The organism is Pseudomonas sp. BP01 (genome assembly GCF_022760795.1).
Classification (GTDB): domain Bacteria; phylum Pseudomonadota; class Gammaproteobacteria; order Pseudomonadales; family Pseudomonadaceae; genus Aquipseudomonas; species Aquipseudomonas putida_Q.
In genome coordinates, this window is sequence record NZ_JAFBKA010000012.1 from 1 (window position 1) to 15,459 (window position 15,459).

Below are 15,459 nucleotides of genomic sequence, written 5' to 3' on the forward strand. Positions count from 1 at the left end.
CACCCACCCCATTCCCCCACCGCCGCTGATGGCTACTATTACCTGCCTACCGAAACCCTGGTCGACCCAAAACGTCATGCCGCCATGGGCATCCGCACCGAGCAGGACCTGTTCGGTGGATTGGTCGCACACCCTTACATGGCGACCAAGGCGATCTCCCACCCGCTGCCGGCCGGGGCCAGCTTCCCGCCGGGCTGGACCGATGACTTCGCTCGACAGGCAAGCGACGCCTTGCTGCGCGGCTATACCGTGTTCAGCAAAGCCGATGCGCGCACCGCCGCACAGTTGCTGCTGCTCGACGGCCCCCTGAGGGTCAAGCCGGTGCTGGCCTGCGCAGGCCGCGGCCAGCAGGTCATCACCACAGCGCACGCGCTGGAGCCACTGCTGGCCGCCATGGATGACCAGGACCTGGCGCTGTGGGGGCTGGTACTCGAAGAAGACCTGAGCGACGTGCAAACCTTCAGCGTCGGCCAGGTGCGCGTCGCCGGCCTCACCTGCAGCTATCACGGCACCCAGCAACTGACCCACGACCATCAGGGCACCGAGATATACGGCGGTTCCGACCTGCTGGTGGTACGTGGTGACTACCAGGCGCTCCTGCAACTACCACTGGAAGACCACCTGCGCCTGGCCATCAACCAGGCAATCGCCTACGAGCAGGCTGCCGAGCAGCACTTCCCTGGCTTCATCGCGTCGCGACGCAACTACGACATAGCCCGCGGCCTGAACCCCAAGGGGCACCTTCGTAGCGGTGTACTCGAACAATCCTGGCGCCTGGGCGGTGCTAGCAGTGCCGAGCTGCTGGCCCTGCAGGCTTTTGCCGATGACCCGGCATTGCAACGGGTGCGTGCCTCCACCCACGAAGTATTCGGCACGCCCGACCTGCCCGCTGACGCCACTCTCTTCTACCAAGGAAACGACAGTGAACTCGGACAACTCAGCAAATTTGCACGGATTCGCGAACATGGCCGTTCAGAGTGAAACCGTTGAACTGCAAGTCGACAACGACAGCATTGTCGGCACCCTGGTCAGTCCTGGCAGCAAGATGCCAGGCATCCTGTTCGTCCACGGTTGGGGCGGCAGTCAGCAGCGCGATCTGGCCCGCGCCCGGCACATCACTGGGCTGGGCTGCGTGTGCATGACCTTCGACCTGCGCGGCCACGAAAAAACTGAAAGCCAACGCCTCACGGTCACCCGTGAACAGAACCTGCAGGACCTGCTGGTGGCCTACGACCGGCTGCTCAGCCATCCGGCCGTGGACAGCAGTGCCATCGCCATCATTGGCAGCAGCTACGGTGGCTACCTGGCAACCTTGCTGACCCGCGAACGGCCAGTCAAATGGCTGGCCCTGCGGGTCCCCGCCATGTATTGGGACGACGAATGGAACACCCCCAAGCAAACCCTCGACCGCCAACGCCTGAACGCCTACCGCCAGCGTTCACTGGGCCCGGCAGATAATCGCGCACTGGCGGCCTGCGCCGAATTCGGCGGGGATGTGTTGCTTGTGGAGTCCGAGCATGACGACTATGTGCCGCACAGCACGCTGATGAGCTACCGCTCGGCATTTGTCAGCGCCCACTCGCTCACCCATCGCATCGTCGACGGCGCCGACCACGCGTTGTCCAGCGAAGCGAGCCAGAAGGCCTACAGCTCGATCCTGGCGGCGTGGATCAGCGAAATGGTGATCGGTGCCCGCCTGGACCGCTACCCACACTACGCCCCCTGGTATGCCTGAGGCTCACCCACCTCGCACTGCAGACCACCATCGGCGCCGCGCACCAGGCTGCGTAGGGTCTGGTAGGCAGCAAAGTTGACACCACGCGCCTGATGCTGACCCAGCAGTTCAAGGAAGGGCTCCTCGACGAAGTACTCGGCCGCGGCCGCCCAGGCCTGGCGTGACTGCCATTGCAGGTACTGCAGCACCCGGCAGCCATCATCACTGGCCTGGATGCTGACGCCCTGCAGCCCTTCGCAGCGCGCGGCCAGTGCCTCGCTGCGCGCCACCAGCGCCTGGGCCAGCGCTTGCTGGCACAGGCTGGGCACTTCGTATTCGATCATTTGGGTGAACCACAGGGCATGAGGGATTGCCGACATCGACGTTCTCCTGGTTACGGACACATGCTTCGCGATGCCGAGCAGGGTAAAACCTCAAGTGAAGTCAAGGTCAAGTGGTTTCTGCCCGCTGCCGCCGTTCGTGCCAATCCCCAAGTCTGTGCAAACAGCCTATAACTAACGTCTCCCAACGACTACTGCCACAGGAGGCAGCATGAGCAAGCAGGCGCTGATCATCATCGACATCCAGAACGACTATTTCCCGGGCGGCAAGTGGGTCCTCGATGGCGCTGAGCAGGCGGCCGACAACGCCGCCCGGCTGCTGGCGGCGGCGCGCCAGCGCGGCGATCTGGTTGTACATGTGCGGCATGAATTCGACAGCGCCGATGCACCATTTTTCGCACCCGGTTCGCAGGGTGCGGACATCCACGCCAAGGTCGAGCCGGTGGCAGGTGAGCCGGTGGTGCTCAAGCACAAGGTCAACGCCTTCCTCGGTACCGACCTTGAGAACACGCTAGACCGACATGGCGTGGAAGCCCTGACCATCGTTGGCAGCATGAGCCACATGTGCATCGATGCCGCTACCCGTGCCGCAGCCGACCTCGGCTACACGGTGACCGTGGCGCACGATGCCTGCGCTACCTTGCCGCTGGAGTTCGACGGCAAGCAGGTGCCGGCGGCGCAGGTGCATGATTCGGCGATGGCGGCCTTGGCGTTTGCCTATGCGTCGGTGGTAAAGACCGATGAGCTGCTGAAAAACTGATTGGTTTCAGATCTTTGGGGGCGCTTTGCGCCCCTTTCCGACCGGTCCGGCGCCCCGGCGAGGCCGCTCCCGCCGCTACCGCGCAAGCATGAACCGTAAGCGATCCCTGTGGGAGCGGCCTTGTGTCGCGATGGGCTGCGCAGCAGCCCCAAAGCCTGCCGGCTCAAATCACCACATTGCGGACAAACCGTACCGCCACCGCCCCATCGTTGCGGTAGGCGTAGCGGCAGTTGCTGGGGAACACATGAAACTGCCCCACCTGCAGGCAATGCTCGGCCCCTTCGATGATCAGCGTCAGTTGCCCTTCGGCCACATAAATCTGCTCACTCCAGCCTTCGGCATCAGCCTCGCTGGAATAGCACTCCCCCGGTGCCAGGGTCCATTCCCAAAGCTCCACCTCACGGCGTGCCGCACTGCTACCCAGCAGCACTGCCCTGCTCTGGGGGTACTCACCGGCCCAGGCCAGTTCCTCGATGCGGCCGGGGTCGCGCTGATCAGGTGCCTGAATCAGAGTACTGAAAGCCACCCCCAAGGCTTCGGCGATCAGGTCGAGGGTGGTCAGGCTGACGTTCTTCTCGCCCGCCTCGATCGCCACCAGCATGCGCCGGCTGACCCCTGAGCGCTCGGCCAACGCCGTCTGGCTCAGCCCGGCAGCGTTGCGCAGGCTGCGTACGTTGAGGCTGACATGTTGCAGCACCGATGCCCGATGCGAAGTATCTTTGTGCACTATATTGCTCACTGGTCGAGATTGCGCAGTATACTGCCCACTTTGCGGCGATTGTGCGCCGCCCCCTCCGAGTGCGCAAGACCATGAGCCAGGCCCGCAACAAACCGACCTCTGCTGTTACCTTCCGCCTGAGCAAGGCGGAACTGGTGCTGGTGTTCATCACCATGTTGTGGGGCGGTACCTTCCTGCTGGTACATAACGTGATGACCGTCAGCGGCCCGATGTTCTTCGTCGGCCTGCGCTTTGCTGCCGCCGCACTGTTCGTTGGCGTGGTTTCGGCGCGGGCGTTGCCCGGGCTGACCTTCACCGAACTCAAGGCCGGCATGCTGATCGGCGTGTCGATCATGCTCGGCTATGGCTTGCAAACCATGGGCCTGCAAACTATCAGCAGCAGCCAGTCAGCGTTCATCACTGCGCTGTACGTGCCGTTTGTGCCGCTGTTGCAGTGGCTGGTGCTGGGCCGCCGGCCTGGCCTGATGCCCAGCATCGGCATTTGCCTGGCATTCATTGGCCTGATGCTGCTGGCCGGGCCGGAAGGCGGCAGCCTGCACTTCAGCGAGGGCGAGGTGGTTACCCTGATAAGCGCCGTCGCCATCGCCGCCGAAATCATCCTGATCAGCCGTTACGCCGGCCAGGTGGATGTGCGCCGGGTCACCGTGGTGCAACTGGCAACCGCTTCGCTGCTGGCGTTCCTTATGATCGTACCGACCCAGGAACGCATCCCCGATTTTTCCTGGCTGCTGCTGGCCAGCGCAATAGGCCTGGGTGCCATGAGCGCGGTAATCCAGGTGGCAATGAACTGGGCGCAGAAGTCGGTCTCACCCACCCGCGCCACCCTCATATATGCCGGTGAACCGGTGTGGGCAGGGGTCGTCGGGCGCATCGCCGGCGAACGTCTGCCGGGTGTGGCACTGCTCGGTGGCCTGCTGATCGTGGTTGCGGTCGTGGTCAGCGAACTCAAGGTACGCCGCCCCCGCGAACCCGCCGAAGCACCAGACGTCCTGGATGAAGGCGAACGCCAGACCGGCCTGTAAAGATGACAACAGCGACTATGCTTTGTAAAAAACTGTTATAAAAAAACAGCTTGTCACAGCCTATTTGTAGGATTCTGCGACAGGTTGCGTGTTGGTGATCACCCCCCCGGCACGTATGATCTTTGCAAATTTCTCCAGAATAGGCCCCTATGTCATTGATAGTGCTATTGCTTCTGCCGTTCGTGGGCAGTTGCCTGGCAGCCGTGCTGCCGCACAACGCACGTAACGCCGAGTCCATTCTTGCCGGGCTCGTGGCCCTGGTCGGCACCGTCCAGGTAGCACTGCTGTACCCTCAAGTTGCCCACGGGGGCGTGATTCGCGAAGAATTCCTGTGGCTGCCCAGCCTGGGGTTGAACCTGGTACTGCGCATGGACGGCTTTGCCTGGCTGTTCTCGCTGCTGGTGCTGGGCATCGGCACGCTGGTGTCGCTGTATGCCCGCTACTACATGTCGCCGCAAGACCCGGTCCCGCGCTTCTTCGCCTTCTTCCTGGCCTTCATGGGCGCCATGCTCGGCCTTGTTATCTCCGGCAACCTGATCCAGCTGGTGTTCTTCTGGGAACTGACCAGCCTGTTTTCCTTCCTGCTGATCGGCTACTGGCACCACCGCGCAGATGCCCGGCGTGGCGCCTACATGGCGCTCATGGTGACCGGCGCGGGTGGCTTGTGCCTGCTGGTGGGTGCCCTGCTGCTCGGCCATGTGGTCGGCAGCTATGACCTGGACAAGGTCCTGGCTGCCGGCGACACCATCCGCCAGCATGCGCTGTACCCGGTGCTGCTGCCCCTGATCCTCATCGGCGCCCTGAGCAAAAGCGCACAGTTCCCCTTCCATTTCTGGCTGCCTCACGCCATGGCAGCGCCCACCCCCGTATCGGCCTATTTGCACTCTGCCACCATGGTCAAGGCCGGGGTGTTCCTGCTGGCGCGCTTCTGGCCGGTGCTATCGGGCAGCGAAGAGTGGTTCTGGATCGTCGGCGGTGCCGGCGCCCTCACCCTGCTGCTCGGCGCTTTCGCCGCCATGTTCCAGAACGACCTGAAGGGCCTGCTGGCCTATTCAACCATCAGCCACCTGGGCCTGATTACCCTGCTGCTGGGCCTGAACAGCCCGCTGGCCGCAGTAGCCGCCGTGTTCCACATTCTCAACCACGCCACTTTCAAGGCCTCGCTGTTCATGGCCGCCGGCATCATCGACCACGAAAGCGGTACCCGCGACATCCGCCGCCTCAGCGGGCTGATCCGCCTGGTACCGTACACCGCCACCCTGGCCATGGTGGCCAGCGCCTCGATGGCCGGCGTGCCGCTGATGAATGGCTTCCTGTCCAAGGAAATGTTCTTCGCCGAAACCGTGTTCATCAGCTCCACCGCCTGGGTCGAAGCAGCGTTGCCAGTGATCGCCACCCTGGCCGGCACCTTCAGCGTGGCCTATGCCCTGCGCTTTACCGTGGATGTGTTCTTCGGCCCCACCGCCCAGGACCTGCCCCACACCCCGCACGAGCCGCCACGCTGGATGCGTGCTCCGGTCGAGCTGCTGGTGCTCACCTGCCTGGTGGTGGGCATCTTCCCCGCCCAGTCGGTCGGCCCGCTGCTGGCCGCCGCAGCCCTCCCGGTAGTAGGCGGTACCCTGCCGGAGTACAGCCTGGCCATCTGGCATGGCTGGAATGCGCCCCTGATCATGAGCCTGGTGGCCATGAGCGGCGGCATCGTGCTGTACCTGCTGCTACGCAAGCAACTGCGCCTGGGCCGCTTCCCTTACCCACCGGTGATCGAGCGCTTCAATGGCAAGCGCCTGTTCGAGCACGGGCAAGTTCACCTGATGCTGCTGGCGCGGCGCATCGAGCGCCTGTTCACCACCCGGCGCCTTCAGTCGCAGCTGTTCATGCTGGTAGTTGCTGCCTTCCTCGCAGGCCTCACGCCCATGCTCTACAGCGGGCTCAGCTGGGGTGACCGGCCCAAGATTCCGGGCTCTGGCGTGTTCGTCGCGCTGTGGCTGATCGCCATCGCCTGTGCCATCGGCGCCGCCTACCAGGCCAAGTACCACCGCCTGGCGGCACTGATCATGGTCAGTGTCTGCGGTCTGATGACCTGCATTACCTTTGTCTGGTTCTCCGCTCCCGACCTGGCCCTGACCCAGCTGGTGGTGGAGGTTGTAACCACCGTGCTCATCCTGCTTGGCTTGCGCTGGCTGCCACGGCGTATCGAAGGCGTATCGCCGCTACCGGGCAGCCTGGAGCGTGCGCGCATGCGCCGCCTGCGCGACCTGCTGCTGGCGGTGCTGGTAGGCGGGGGTATGGCCGTGCTGTCCTACGCCATGCTGACCCGGCCGACCCCCAACGACATTTCCTCGTTCTACCTGAGCCGGGCGCTGCCCCAAGGCGGCGGCACCAATGTGGTGAATGTCATGCTGGTCGACTTCCGTGGCTTCGATACCCTCGGTGAAATCACTGTACTGGTGGCCGTGGCGCTGACCGTGTTCGCCCTGCTGCGGCGCTTCCGTCCGCCGAAAGAGAGCATGCAGTTGCCGGCGCAACAACGCCAGCTGGCGCGTGACGTGGTCACCGACCTGATCAACCCGAGGCATGCCACCGACACCGCCATGGGCTTCATGATGGTGCCTGCGGTGCTGGTGCGCCTGCTGCTGCCAATCGCCCTGCTGGTGTCCATGTACCTGTTCATGCGTGGCCACAATCAGCCAGGCGGCGGCTTCGTCGCCGGCCTGGTGATGTCGGTGGCGTTCATCCTGCAGTACATGGTGGCCGGCACCCAGTGGGTGGAGGCGCAGATGAGCCTGCGCCCACTGCGCTGGATGGGCACCGGGTTGCTGTGCGCCACCCTGACCGGGGTCGGCGCCATGCTGCTGGGCTACCCGTTCCTGACCACCCATACCGCCCACCTGCACCTGCCGTTGCTCGGTGATGTGCACGTGGCCAGCGCGCTGTTCTTCGATGTTGGCGTGTACACCGTGGTGGTCGGCTCGACCCTGCTGATCCTCACTGCCCTGGCGCATCAGTCGGTACGCGCCTACCGCCCGGGCAATTCATCGAAAACCAGCCAAGCAGGAGCCGCCTGATGGAAGAAGTCATTGCAGTTGCCATCGGCGTGCTGGCCGCCTCGGGGGTGTGGCTGATTCTGCGCCCGCGAACCTACCAGGTGATCATGGGCCTGTGCCTGCTGTCGTACGGCGTAAATCTGTTCATCTTCAGCATGGGCAGCCTGTTCATCGGCAAGGAACCGATCATCAAGGATGGCGTCACCCAAGACCTGCTGCACTACACTGACCCGTTGCCCCAGGCCCTGGTACTTACGGCCATCGTCATCAGCTTCGCCATGACGGCGCTGTTTCTGGTGGTGTTGCTGGCCTCGCGCGGCCTGACCGGTACCGACCACGTGGATGGCCGGGAGCGTGACGAATGAATGGCATGAGCCAACTGATTGTCGCGCCCATTTTGCTGCCACTGGTGACGGCAGCAGTGATGCTGCTGCTGGGCGAGAAACATCGCCATATCAAGGCCCGGCTTAACCTGCTGTCGACCTTCGCCGGCCTGGCCATCGCGGTCAGCCTGCTGCTGTGGGTACGCACCCAGGGCCAGGCGGAATCGATCGGCGTCTACCTGCCGGGCAACTGGCCGGCACCGTTCGGTATCGTCCTGGTGGTGGACCACCTGTCGGCACTGCTGCTGACCCTCACCGGCATCATCGGCTTTAGCGCCCTGTTGTTTGCCCGCGCCCGCTGGGACGGTGCCGGGGCCAGCTTCCATGCGCTGTTCCAGATTCAACTGATGGGCCTGTACGGCGCCTTTCTCACCGCCGACTTGTTCAACCTGTTCGTGTTCTTCGAGGTGCTGCTGGCAGCTTCGTATGGCTTGCTGCTGCATGGTTCGGGGCGTGCGCGGGTACGAGCCGGCCTGCACTACATCGCCATCAACCTGTTCGCCTCGTCGCTGTTCCTGGTCGGCGCGGCAATGCTGTATGGGGTAACCGGCACCCTGAACATGGCCGACCTTGCGCTGAAGATCCCGCTGGTACCGGAGGCCGACCGCGGCCTGCTGCATGCCGGTGCGGCGATCCTGGCCACGGCCTTCCTGGTCAAGGCCGGTATCTGGCCGCTGAACTTCTGGCTGGTGCCGGCCTACGCCTCAGCCAGCGCGCCAGTGGCCGCGCTGTTCGCCATCATGACCAAGGTCGGCCTGTATGCCCTGTTGCGCCTGTGGACGCTGCTGTTCTCCGGGCAGGCCGGCGCTTCGGCGCATTTCGGTGGTAAGTGGCTGGTGTACGGTGGCCTTGTCACCCTGGCGGTGGCAGCAGTGTCGATCCTGGCCGCACAGCGCCTGGAGCGCATGGCGGCACTCAGCATCCTGGTCTCGGCCGGCACCCTGCTCGGCGCCGTCGGCTTTGCCCAGTCGGCGCTGACTGGTGCGGCGCTCTTCTACCTGGTCAACTCGACCCTGGCGCTGTGCGCACTGTTCCTGCTCGCCGAACTGGTCGAACGCTCGCGCTCGGCCAACGAAGTGCCGCTGGACGAAGAAGAAGACGCCATGCCGCCACCGCTGGAGTCGTTGCACCCGCCCAAGGGCATCAACCTCGACGACGAGCAGAAGGTGGTGATTGGCCAGATCATCCCGTGGACCATGGCCTTCCTCGGCCTCAGCTTCATCGCCTGCGCCTTGCTGATCATCGGCATGCCGCCGTTGTCAGGCTTCGTCGGCAAGCTCAACCTGATCAGCGCACTGTTCAACCCGCAGGGGCTGGGGGTGCCGGCCGAGCAGCCGCTGAGTGCGGCGGGCTGGGCCCTGGTGGCGCTGCTGATCCTGTCTGGCATGGCCTCGCTGATCGCCTTCGGCCGCGTCGGCATCCAGCGTTTCTGGAAACCCGAGGAGCGCCCGTCGCCAGTGCTACGCCGCTATGAGTGCCTGCCCATCGTCATCCTGCTCGGCCTGTGCATCATCCTCAGCCTCAAGGCCGAGCCGTTGCTGCGCTACACCCAGGACACCGCTGCCAGCCTGCAGGCCCCAGAGGCCTATATCGAAGCCGTGATGGCCGCCCGGCCGATTCCTGGCCCCACCTCGCTCGACGTACAGGTGCAGCCATGAACCGACTGTTCCCCGCCCCGCTGCTATCGGTTTCGCTGTTCGGCCTATGGCTGCTGCTGAACCTCTCGGTCAGCCCAGGCAACCTGCTGCTGGGTGCCGCACTTGGCGTGCTGGCGCCATTGCTGATGGCGCCGCTGCGCCCACAGCATGCCCACGTACGTCGGCCAATGATCATCGCCCGCCTGATCTGCCGGGTAGGCATCGATGTGATCATGTCCAACCTGCTGGTGGCCCGTGGCGTGCTGCGGGCTGGCAAGCAACCACCACGCTCGGCGTTCGTGCACATCCCGCTGGCCCTGCACGACGCGCATGGGCTGGCGGCATTATCGATGATCACCACGGTAGTGCCCGGCACGGTCTGGTCCGAGCTGGCGCTGGACCGCAGCGTATTGCTGTTGCATGTGTTCGACCTGGAGGACGAGGCAGCCTTTATCCAGCACTTCAAGGAAACCTACGAACGCCCGCTGATGGAGATATTCCAATGACAGGCCTGCTCGCCAACGCTGTCCTCGCCAGCCTGTTCATCTTCGCCCTGGCCATGGGCCTGGCGCTGGTCCGGCTGTTCCGTGGCCCGTCCGCCCAGGACCGGGTGCTGGCGCTGGACTACCTGTACATCCTGGCCATGCTGACCATGTTGGTGCTGGGGATCCGTTATGCCAGTGACACCTACTTCGAAGGTGCACTGCTGATTGCGCTGTTCGGCTTCGTCGGCTCGTTTGCCCTGGCGAAGTTTCTGCTGCGCGGTGAGGTGATCGAATGACCGAAACCCTGGTACTGCCCTTCTGGCTGGAAGTGGTTACCGCCGCGCTGCTGCTGACCGGCAGCCTATTCGCGCTGGTCGGTGCAATAGGCCTGGTGCGCCTGAAGGATTACTTCCAGCGCATGCACCCGCCGGCGCTGGCTTCGACCATTGGCGCCTGGTGCGTGGCCCTGGCTTCGATCATCTACTTCTCGTGGCTCAAGGAAGCACCGGTACTGCACGCCTGGCTAATTCCCATCCTGCTGTCGATCACCGTGCCCGTGACCACCCTATTGCTGGCCCGGGCGGCGTTGTTTCGCAAACGCATGTCGAAAGAGCCAGTGCCAGAAGAAGTCAGCAGCGGCCACAAGCGGGGCAACTGAAGAGCCACCGCCTCACCCTTGGCTTAGGCGCTGCAGCTCCCGACGCACCATGGCGACATAAGGGGGCGGGCCGAGCCGGTAAAGCTCTCCCGCTACCCAGTTCAACCAGGCGCCTTGCAGCTCCCCACGCCTGGCCAGCAAGCGTTCCGCCTCGGCCAATGCATCCGCCTGGTGCTGCCGATGGAACTCGACACGCGTGACAGGTGCACTGTCACTGTCGGTCATTCACTGGCCTTGAAGGTGGTCAGCTCGCCTTTGCGCCATTTGGCAACCTTGCCAGTCACCGCCTTGAGTAATTTGCCCAGGCCTTCCTGAACCTGTTGTTGCGCGGCGAAAACCAGCATCACGCCATGCCCTTCGCGCAGGACGATGCCCTCGCCTTCGGGTACAGACACGAAGGCATAATCGCCCACGCCATAAACATTCAGTTTGATTTCGCGAAAGCGCATTTCCAGCTTGCCGCCTTCACGGCTCGGCAACACGGCAGCGCGGAAGTGGTCGCCGACTTTCAGTTCAAGACGCTGTTTGTCATCGACCACCAATGCGTTTTCGGTGTCGATTTCGGCCATGTAAAGGCCTTCGGGAGTTTGTTCGGTAACGTAGATAAAGCGACCCTGGAACAGCTGGGCCAATTTACCGCGCAAGTCGCCCAGGGCGAATAACGCATGGGTATCAAGTGTGCTGACTGCCAATGAAGTAATCCTCAACCGGTTACAACCCGCCCTCTCCCAAGCTCGGGGAGGCACGGCCATTTCTTATCGATAGGCGAAAAGAGTAATAAAGCGATATGCGAAATGTCTGTGCCCGCTGACGATGCAGCGTGCAGGAATCTTTACTCTGGTCTGCCAGAATCGCCCTCAAACGAAAGCGTTTGGCTCATTCCCGGTTTGGGAAGCGTGATGCCTGAGATCACTTACCAGAAAACGCAACCATGGGGGTGAGCCTGCAAGAAGACAAGCCCTAGCATCCATGTGCGCATTACTGTAGGACAAATATGCCCGAAAACACCGAAACCCGTCGAGAGGCAATAAACAATTTCAGGCAGCCAGGCCTCTCTTCAGTTGCTGCTGCCAGGCAGCCTGGCACTCAAGTGCCTCTTCACGCGTGGCGAAGGCGGTGCCCCGACGCTCGCCATTGACCAGCACCACCCAGCAGATGCGTTTGCCCAGCGCCTGCAAGGTGGCTGGCACACCCGAACCTATCATCACGGCTACATCGACCCGGCTATTCATCATACCCTCCGGCACTTAGTTAGCACCCTAACGATAAAGCCATGATACGCCTGCCTGCCTGGAGAAAACAGCGCTTCGCGGTACATCAGTATTACGTCCGGAGCAACAAAACCTGTACCCGCAACAAACGCGAAAAGCCCCAGGGATCGCTCCGTGGGGCCTGGCACCGCGCTCGGGGTTATACCTGGCGCTGGTGGCGGTCGAGCTGCTCGTGGCGCTCTTGGGCTTCGATGCAGTACTTGGTGGTCGGGCTGATCAGCAGGCGTTTCAGGCCGATTGGTTCACCGCTGTCATCGCACCAGCCGAAGCTCTCGTCGGAGATACGGTCCAGAGCCATTTCCAGCTGAGGCAGCAAGCGCTGGTCGCGGTCGATGGCATTGACCAGCCAGCTACGCTCTTCTTCGACCGAAGCCACATCGGCAGGGTCCGACGGAGTGTCCAGGCCTTCGATGGTGGCACGGCTGAGCTCGATGCGTTCATGGGTTTCGACTTTCATCGACTGCAGCAGGCCAGTGAAGAAAGCCAGCTGGTCAGCGTTCATGTAGTCATCGGCCGACATGGCCAGCAACTGTTCCTTGGTCATCGATTTCTCTATGAAAAAATGTGCATTGGGGCGATTCGGGTGCCGCCGACGCCTTGGCATCGGCAGCGGAAATTTTCAAGCGCCAACCGGCACTCTTTTACAGGGGGCGGCAGTCTAAGGCGCCACGTCGCGTGGAGCAACTGCAATCGGGTGCAAATTTGCTTCCAGTGCTTACAATCCGCCGGTCGGCACTGCGGCTGCGCTTCTGTGCCTGCAGTAAACTGTAATTCCAACCGCGCCCCCGCCCGCCCCAGCGGCTGTTGATCTTGATCTTGATCTTGATCTTCGCGACTTCAGGAGGCCGAACGCAGGCCTTGCGGAGGGAGGTGACGGGCATGGATGCCCGTCAAGCGCTGGGCCCCAGGATGGGGCCTGCAGCGCGGTCCTCCCGGGAGCGAGGCCGGAGTGCGGGAACCCCGGAGCGCAGCGCAGGGGCCGGATGATGGGAGCGCAGCGTTTTTTGGTTACTTTTTGTCGCGTTTGACAAAAAGTGACTCGCCGTAAGGGCGAAAAGGTGAGTCAGCGTCGCCATCGCAAACGGACTGTTCGCCGCACCAAAACAGCCATATCCGCTTTGTAGCTTCCTGCGAGGTGGGCCTCAACACAGTGTAGACATTCGTTCGCGCAGGTGGCGCTGAGTCACCTTTCCGCCCTTCCGGCGGGTTACTTTGGTCTTGGCCAAAGTAACCAAAGCCGTCCGCTCCCATCATCCGGCCCCTGCGCTACGCTCCGGGGTTCCCTCGCTCCGGGCTTGCTCCCGGGAGGACCGCGCTGCAGGCCCCATCCTGGGGCCCAGCGCTTGACGGGCATCCATGCCCGTCACCTCCCTTCGCAAGCCCTGCGCTCGGCCTCCTGAAGTCGCAATCTGCGTCGCCTGAACTACCGCGCGCTTAGAAGCAAAAACAACGGCAACGGCAACGGCAACAGCACGAACCGAGTCTGATCAACGATCCTTGAACTGCGCCTCGCGCTTGGCGATGAATGCGGCCATGCCTTCTTTCTGGTCTTCGGTAGAGAACGCCGCATGGAACACCCGGCGCTCAAAGCGCACACCCTCGCTGAGGGTAACTTCGAACGCGCGATTGACGCTCTCCTTGACCATCATGCTCACCGGGATCGACTTGCTGGCAATGGTCGCCGCCACTTTCAGTGCTTCTTCCACCAACTCCGCCTGCGGCACAATGCGCGCCACCAGGCCAGCACGCTCGGCCTCTTCGGCGCCCATCAGGCGGCCGGTCAGGCACAGTTCCATGGCCTTGGCCTTGCCCACCGCACGGGTGAGCCGCTGGGTGCCGCCCATGCCCGGCAGCACACCAAGGTTGATTTCCGGCTGACCAAACTTGGCGTTGTCCGCAGCAAGGATAAAGTCACACATCATCGCCAGCTCGCAGCCGCCGCCCAAGGCGAAGCCGGATACCGCAGCAATGATCGGCTTGCGTCGGTTGGCAATGCGGTCAGCATCGCTGAACAGGTCATCGACGTAGATCTGCGGGTATTGCAGGTCGGCCATTTCCTTGATGTCGGCGCCCGCGGCAAAGGCCTTGGCCGAACCTGTCAGCACCACGCAGCCAATGTTCGGGTCACGCTCGAGCTGGTCCAGGGCCTGGTTGATCTCGCCAACAATCTGCGCGTTCAGCGCATTCAGTGCCTGCGGGCGGTTGAGGGTAATCAGGCCGACCTTGCCGTGAATGTCCAACAGGATGGTTTCGAATGCCATGCAGTCTGCTCCTTCAAAGATTGCGCGCAATGACCATGCGCTGAATGTCGCTGGTGCCTTCGTAGATCTGGCAAACCCGAACGTCGCGGTAGATCCGCTCCAGCGGGAAGTCACTCAGATAGCCATAACCGCCCAGGGTCTGCAAGGCATCCGAACAGACCTTTTCGGCCATTTCCGAGGCAAACAGCTTGGCCATGGACGCTTCCACCAGCGCCGGGCGCCCGGCGTCACGTAGCGCGGCGGCGTGCAGCACCATCTGCCGGGCCACGGCAATTTTCGTCGCCATGTCGGCCAGACGGAAAGCCACGGCCTGGTGTTCGATCAGCGCCTTGCCAAAGCTTTGCCGCTCATTGGCGTAGTCACGCGCCACTTCGAACGCCGCACGGGCCATGCCCACAGCCTGCGAAGCGATACCGATGCGCCCGCCTTCCAGGTTGGCCAGGGCAATCTTGTAGCCCTCGCCTTCTGCGCCCAGGCGGTTGGCCACCGGTACACGCACGTTATCGAAGACGATCTGGCAGGTGTCGGACGCGTGCTGCCCGAGCTTGTCCTCGACCCGCGCCACCTGGTAGCCCGGCGAATCAGTGGGCACGATAAAGGCGCTGATCCCGCGCTTGCCGGCCTCGGGATCAGTCACGGCAAACACGATCACCACCCCGGCGTTCTGCCCGGAGGTGATGAACTGCTTGCTGCCATTGAGCACATAGTGGTCACCGTCCAGACGCGCTCGGGCCTTCAGGCTGCTGGCATCGGAGCCAGCCTGCGGTTCGGTGAGGGCAAAGGCACCCAGCATCGCGCCAGTTGCCAGGGGGGTGAGGAACTGCGCCTTCTGCTGCTCGCTGCCAAAACGCAGGATCGGTACACAGCCTACGGAGTTGTGCACGCTCATGATGGTCGAGCAGGCACCATCGCCAGCGGCGATTTCTTCCAGGGCCATGGCGTAGGCCACGTAACCGGTGTCGCTGCCGCCCCACTGTTCCGGGACCAGCATGCCGAACAGGCCCAGCTCGGCCATCTCCTCGATGGCCTCCTTGGGGAAGCGGTGTTCCTTGTCCCACTGCTCGGCAAAAGGTTTCAGGCGTTCCTGGGCAAAAGCGCGTACCGCATCGGCGATCTGTTGTTGCTCGTCAGTTACCAGCATGGT

Annotated in this window: 18 protein-coding genes; 10 read left to right on the plus strand and 8 right to left on the minus strand. The window is 63.1% G+C overall.

What is annotated here, in order from left to right; genetic code table 11:
* Positions 1 to 981: DUF3182 family protein (locus JOY50_RS12540; RefSeq protein WP_243055310.1), on the plus strand; the 981-nt coding region annotated here is incomplete at its 5' end.
* Complete coding sequence (locus JOY50_RS12545; RefSeq protein WP_019472377.1) at positions 965 to 1,735, plus strand: S9 family peptidase; 771 nt, start codon at positions 965 to 967, stop codon at positions 1,733 to 1,735. The genes JOY50_RS12540 and JOY50_RS12545, both read left to right, overlap by 17 nt.
* Here the strand turns inward: JOY50_RS12545 and JOY50_RS12550 are convergent.
* Entirely contained in the window at positions 1,714 to 2,094 is a 381-nt protein-coding gene (locus JOY50_RS12550) for an antibiotic biosynthesis monooxygenase (protein WP_138737848.1), read from the minus strand. The genes JOY50_RS12545 and JOY50_RS12550 overlap by 22 nt on opposite strands.
* Positions 2,095 to 2,266: 172 nt before the next feature.
* On the opposite strand from JOY50_RS12550, the gene JOY50_RS12555 reads away from it, so the two are divergent.
* Complete coding sequence (locus tag JOY50_RS12555) at positions 2,267 to 2,815, plus strand: cysteine hydrolase family protein (protein ID WP_132846267.1); 549 nt, start codon at positions 2,267 to 2,269, stop codon at positions 2,813 to 2,815.
* Between the two features lie 163 nt (positions 2,816 to 2,978).
* Here the strand turns inward: JOY50_RS12555 and JOY50_RS12560 are convergent, their stop codons facing one another.
* Positions 2,979 to 3,542, minus strand: coding sequence for a helix-turn-helix domain-containing protein (locus JOY50_RS12560; RefSeq protein ID WP_132846266.1), 564 nt, complete (start codon positions 3,540 to 3,542; stop codon positions 2,979 to 2,981).
* Positions 3,543 to 3,625: 83 nt separating this feature from the next.
* Between JOY50_RS12560 and JOY50_RS12565 the strand changes: the two genes are divergently transcribed.
* The 7 genes from JOY50_RS12565 (at position 3,626) to JOY50_RS12595 (ending at position 10,783) form a co-directional block, all read left to right on the plus strand.
* Entirely contained in the window at positions 3,626 to 4,576 is a 951-nt protein-coding gene (locus JOY50_RS12565) for a DMT family transporter (protein WP_243055311.1), read from the plus strand.
* 149 nt (positions 4,577 to 4,725) lie between these two features.
* Positions 4,726 to 7,641, plus strand: a complete 2,916-nt coding sequence (locus JOY50_RS12570) for a monovalent cation/H+ antiporter subunit A (RefSeq protein ID WP_132846264.1) — start codon at positions 4,726 to 4,728, stop codon at positions 7,639 to 7,641.
* The gene (locus JOY50_RS12575; protein WP_003250128.1) at positions 7,641 to 7,985 is read left to right on the plus strand and encodes a Na+/H+ antiporter subunit C; all 345 of its coding nucleotides are present in this window, start codon (positions 7,641 to 7,643) and stop codon (positions 7,983 to 7,985) included. Before JOY50_RS12570 ends, JOY50_RS12575 begins: the two co-directional genes overlap by 1 nt.
* The gene (locus tag JOY50_RS12580; RefSeq protein WP_243055312.1) at positions 7,982 to 9,661 is read left to right on the plus strand and encodes a monovalent cation/H+ antiporter subunit D; all 1,680 of its coding nucleotides are present in this window, start codon (positions 7,982 to 7,984) and stop codon (positions 9,659 to 9,661) included. Before JOY50_RS12575 ends, JOY50_RS12580 begins: the two co-directional genes overlap by 4 nt.
* Positions 9,658 to 10,146 (plus strand): Na+/H+ antiporter subunit E, encoded by a 489-nt coding sequence (locus tag JOY50_RS12585; RefSeq protein ID WP_132846262.1) that lies wholly within the window; start codon positions 9,658 to 9,660, stop codon positions 10,144 to 10,146. Before JOY50_RS12580 ends, JOY50_RS12585 begins: the two co-directional genes overlap by 4 nt.
* Positions 10,143 to 10,421, plus strand: a complete 279-nt coding sequence (locus JOY50_RS12590; RefSeq protein ID WP_019472385.1) for a K+/H+ antiporter subunit F — start codon at positions 10,143 to 10,145, stop codon at positions 10,419 to 10,421. Before JOY50_RS12585 ends, JOY50_RS12590 begins: the two co-directional genes overlap by 4 nt.
* Positions 10,418 to 10,783: a Na+/H+ antiporter subunit G gene (locus tag JOY50_RS12595; RefSeq protein ID WP_019472386.1), complete on the plus strand. Its 366-nt coding sequence runs from the start codon at positions 10,418 to 10,420 to the stop codon at positions 10,781 to 10,783. The genes JOY50_RS12590 and JOY50_RS12595 overlap by 4 nt, the downstream gene beginning before the upstream one ends.
* A 12-nt stretch (positions 10,784 to 10,795) precedes the next feature.
* Here JOY50_RS12595 and JOY50_RS12600 read toward each other — a convergent pair whose 3' ends face one another.
* From JOY50_RS12600 to JOY50_RS12625, 6 genes are all read right to left on the minus strand, one after another.
* A complete protein-coding gene (locus JOY50_RS12600; protein WP_132846261.1) occupies positions 10,796 to 11,008 on the minus strand; it encodes a hypothetical protein in 213 nt (70 codons plus the stop codon).
* The gene (locus JOY50_RS12605) at positions 11,005 to 11,475 is read right to left on the minus strand and encodes a hypothetical protein (protein WP_033692529.1); all 471 of its coding nucleotides are present in this window, start codon (positions 11,473 to 11,475) and stop codon (positions 11,005 to 11,007) included. Before JOY50_RS12605 ends, JOY50_RS12600 begins: the two co-directional genes overlap by 4 nt.
* Before the next feature lie 345 nt (positions 11,476 to 11,820).
* The gene (locus JOY50_RS12610; RefSeq protein WP_243055313.1) at positions 11,821 to 12,015 is read right to left on the minus strand and encodes a hypothetical protein; all 195 of its coding nucleotides are present in this window, start codon (positions 12,013 to 12,015) and stop codon (positions 11,821 to 11,823) included.
* A 178-nt stretch (positions 12,016 to 12,193) separates the two neighbouring features.
* A complete protein-coding gene (locus tag JOY50_RS12615) occupies positions 12,194 to 12,598 on the minus strand; it encodes a TraR/DksA C4-type zinc finger protein (RefSeq protein WP_016485822.1) in 405 nt (134 codons plus the stop codon).
* A gap of 943 nt (positions 12,599 to 13,541) precedes the next feature.
* Positions 13,542 to 14,315, minus strand: a complete 774-nt coding sequence (locus JOY50_RS12620; RefSeq protein WP_043198529.1) for an enoyl-CoA hydratase — start codon at positions 14,313 to 14,315, stop codon at positions 13,542 to 13,544.
* Between the two features lie 13 nt (positions 14,316 to 14,328).
* Positions 14,329 to 15,456 carry an acyl-CoA dehydrogenase gene (locus JOY50_RS12625; protein ID WP_043198528.1) on the minus strand — a complete coding sequence of 376 codons (1,128 nt, stop codon included), beginning with the start codon at positions 15,454 to 15,456 and terminating at the stop codon, positions 14,329 to 14,331.
* Positions 15,457 to 15,459: the final 3 nt, after the last annotated feature.

Excerpts from the sequence above, each read along its gene's own strand:
- JOY50_RS12600 (WP_132846261.1), bottom strand. The coding sequence starts at position 11,008 with ATGACCGACAGTGACAGTGCACCTGTCACGCGTGTCGAGTTCCATCGG.
- JOY50_RS12625 (WP_043198528.1), bottom strand. The coding sequence starts at position 15,456 with ATGCTGGTAACTGACGAGCAACAACAGATCGCCGATGCGGTACGCGCT.
- JOY50_RS12550 (WP_138737848.1), bottom strand. The coding sequence starts at position 2,094 with ATGTCGGCAATCCCTCATGCCCTGTGGTTCACCCAAATGATCGAATAC.
- JOY50_RS12610 (WP_243055313.1), bottom strand. The coding sequence starts at position 12,015 with ATGAATAGCCGGGTCGATGTAGCCGTGATGATAGGTTCGGGTGTGCCA.
- JOY50_RS12570 (WP_132846264.1), top strand. The coding sequence starts at position 4,726 with ATGTCATTGATAGTGCTATTGCTTCTGCCGTTCGTGGGCAGTTGCCTG.
- JOY50_RS12595 (WP_019472386.1), top strand. The coding sequence starts at position 10,418 with ATGACCGAAACCCTGGTACTGCCCTTCTGGCTGGAAGTGGTTACCGCC.
- JOY50_RS12545 (WP_019472377.1), top strand. The coding sequence starts at position 965 with ATGGCCGTTCAGAGTGAAACCGTTGAACTGCAAGTCGACAACGACAGC.
- JOY50_RS12575 (WP_003250128.1), top strand. The coding sequence starts at position 7,641 with ATGGAAGAAGTCATTGCAGTTGCCATCGGCGTGCTGGCCGCCTCGGGG.
- JOY50_RS12565 (WP_243055311.1), top strand. The coding sequence starts at position 3,626 with ATGAGCCAGGCCCGCAACAAACCGACCTCTGCTGTTACCTTCCGCCTG.
- JOY50_RS12555 (WP_132846267.1), top strand. The coding sequence starts at position 2,267 with ATGAGCAAGCAGGCGCTGATCATCATCGACATCCAGAACGACTATTTC.
- JOY50_RS12620 (WP_043198529.1), bottom strand. The coding sequence starts at position 14,315 with ATGGCATTCGAAACCATCCTGTTGGACATTCACGGCAAGGTCGGCCTG.
- JOY50_RS12615 (WP_016485822.1), bottom strand. The coding sequence starts at position 12,598 with ATGACCAAGGAACAGTTGCTGGCCATGTCGGCCGATGACTACATGAAC.
- JOY50_RS12590 (WP_019472385.1), top strand. The coding sequence starts at position 10,143 with ATGACAGGCCTGCTCGCCAACGCTGTCCTCGCCAGCCTGTTCATCTTC.
- JOY50_RS12580 (WP_243055312.1), top strand. The coding sequence starts at position 7,982 with ATGAATGGCATGAGCCAACTGATTGTCGCGCCCATTTTGCTGCCACTG.
- JOY50_RS12585 (WP_132846262.1), top strand. The coding sequence starts at position 9,658 with ATGAACCGACTGTTCCCCGCCCCGCTGCTATCGGTTTCGCTGTTCGGC.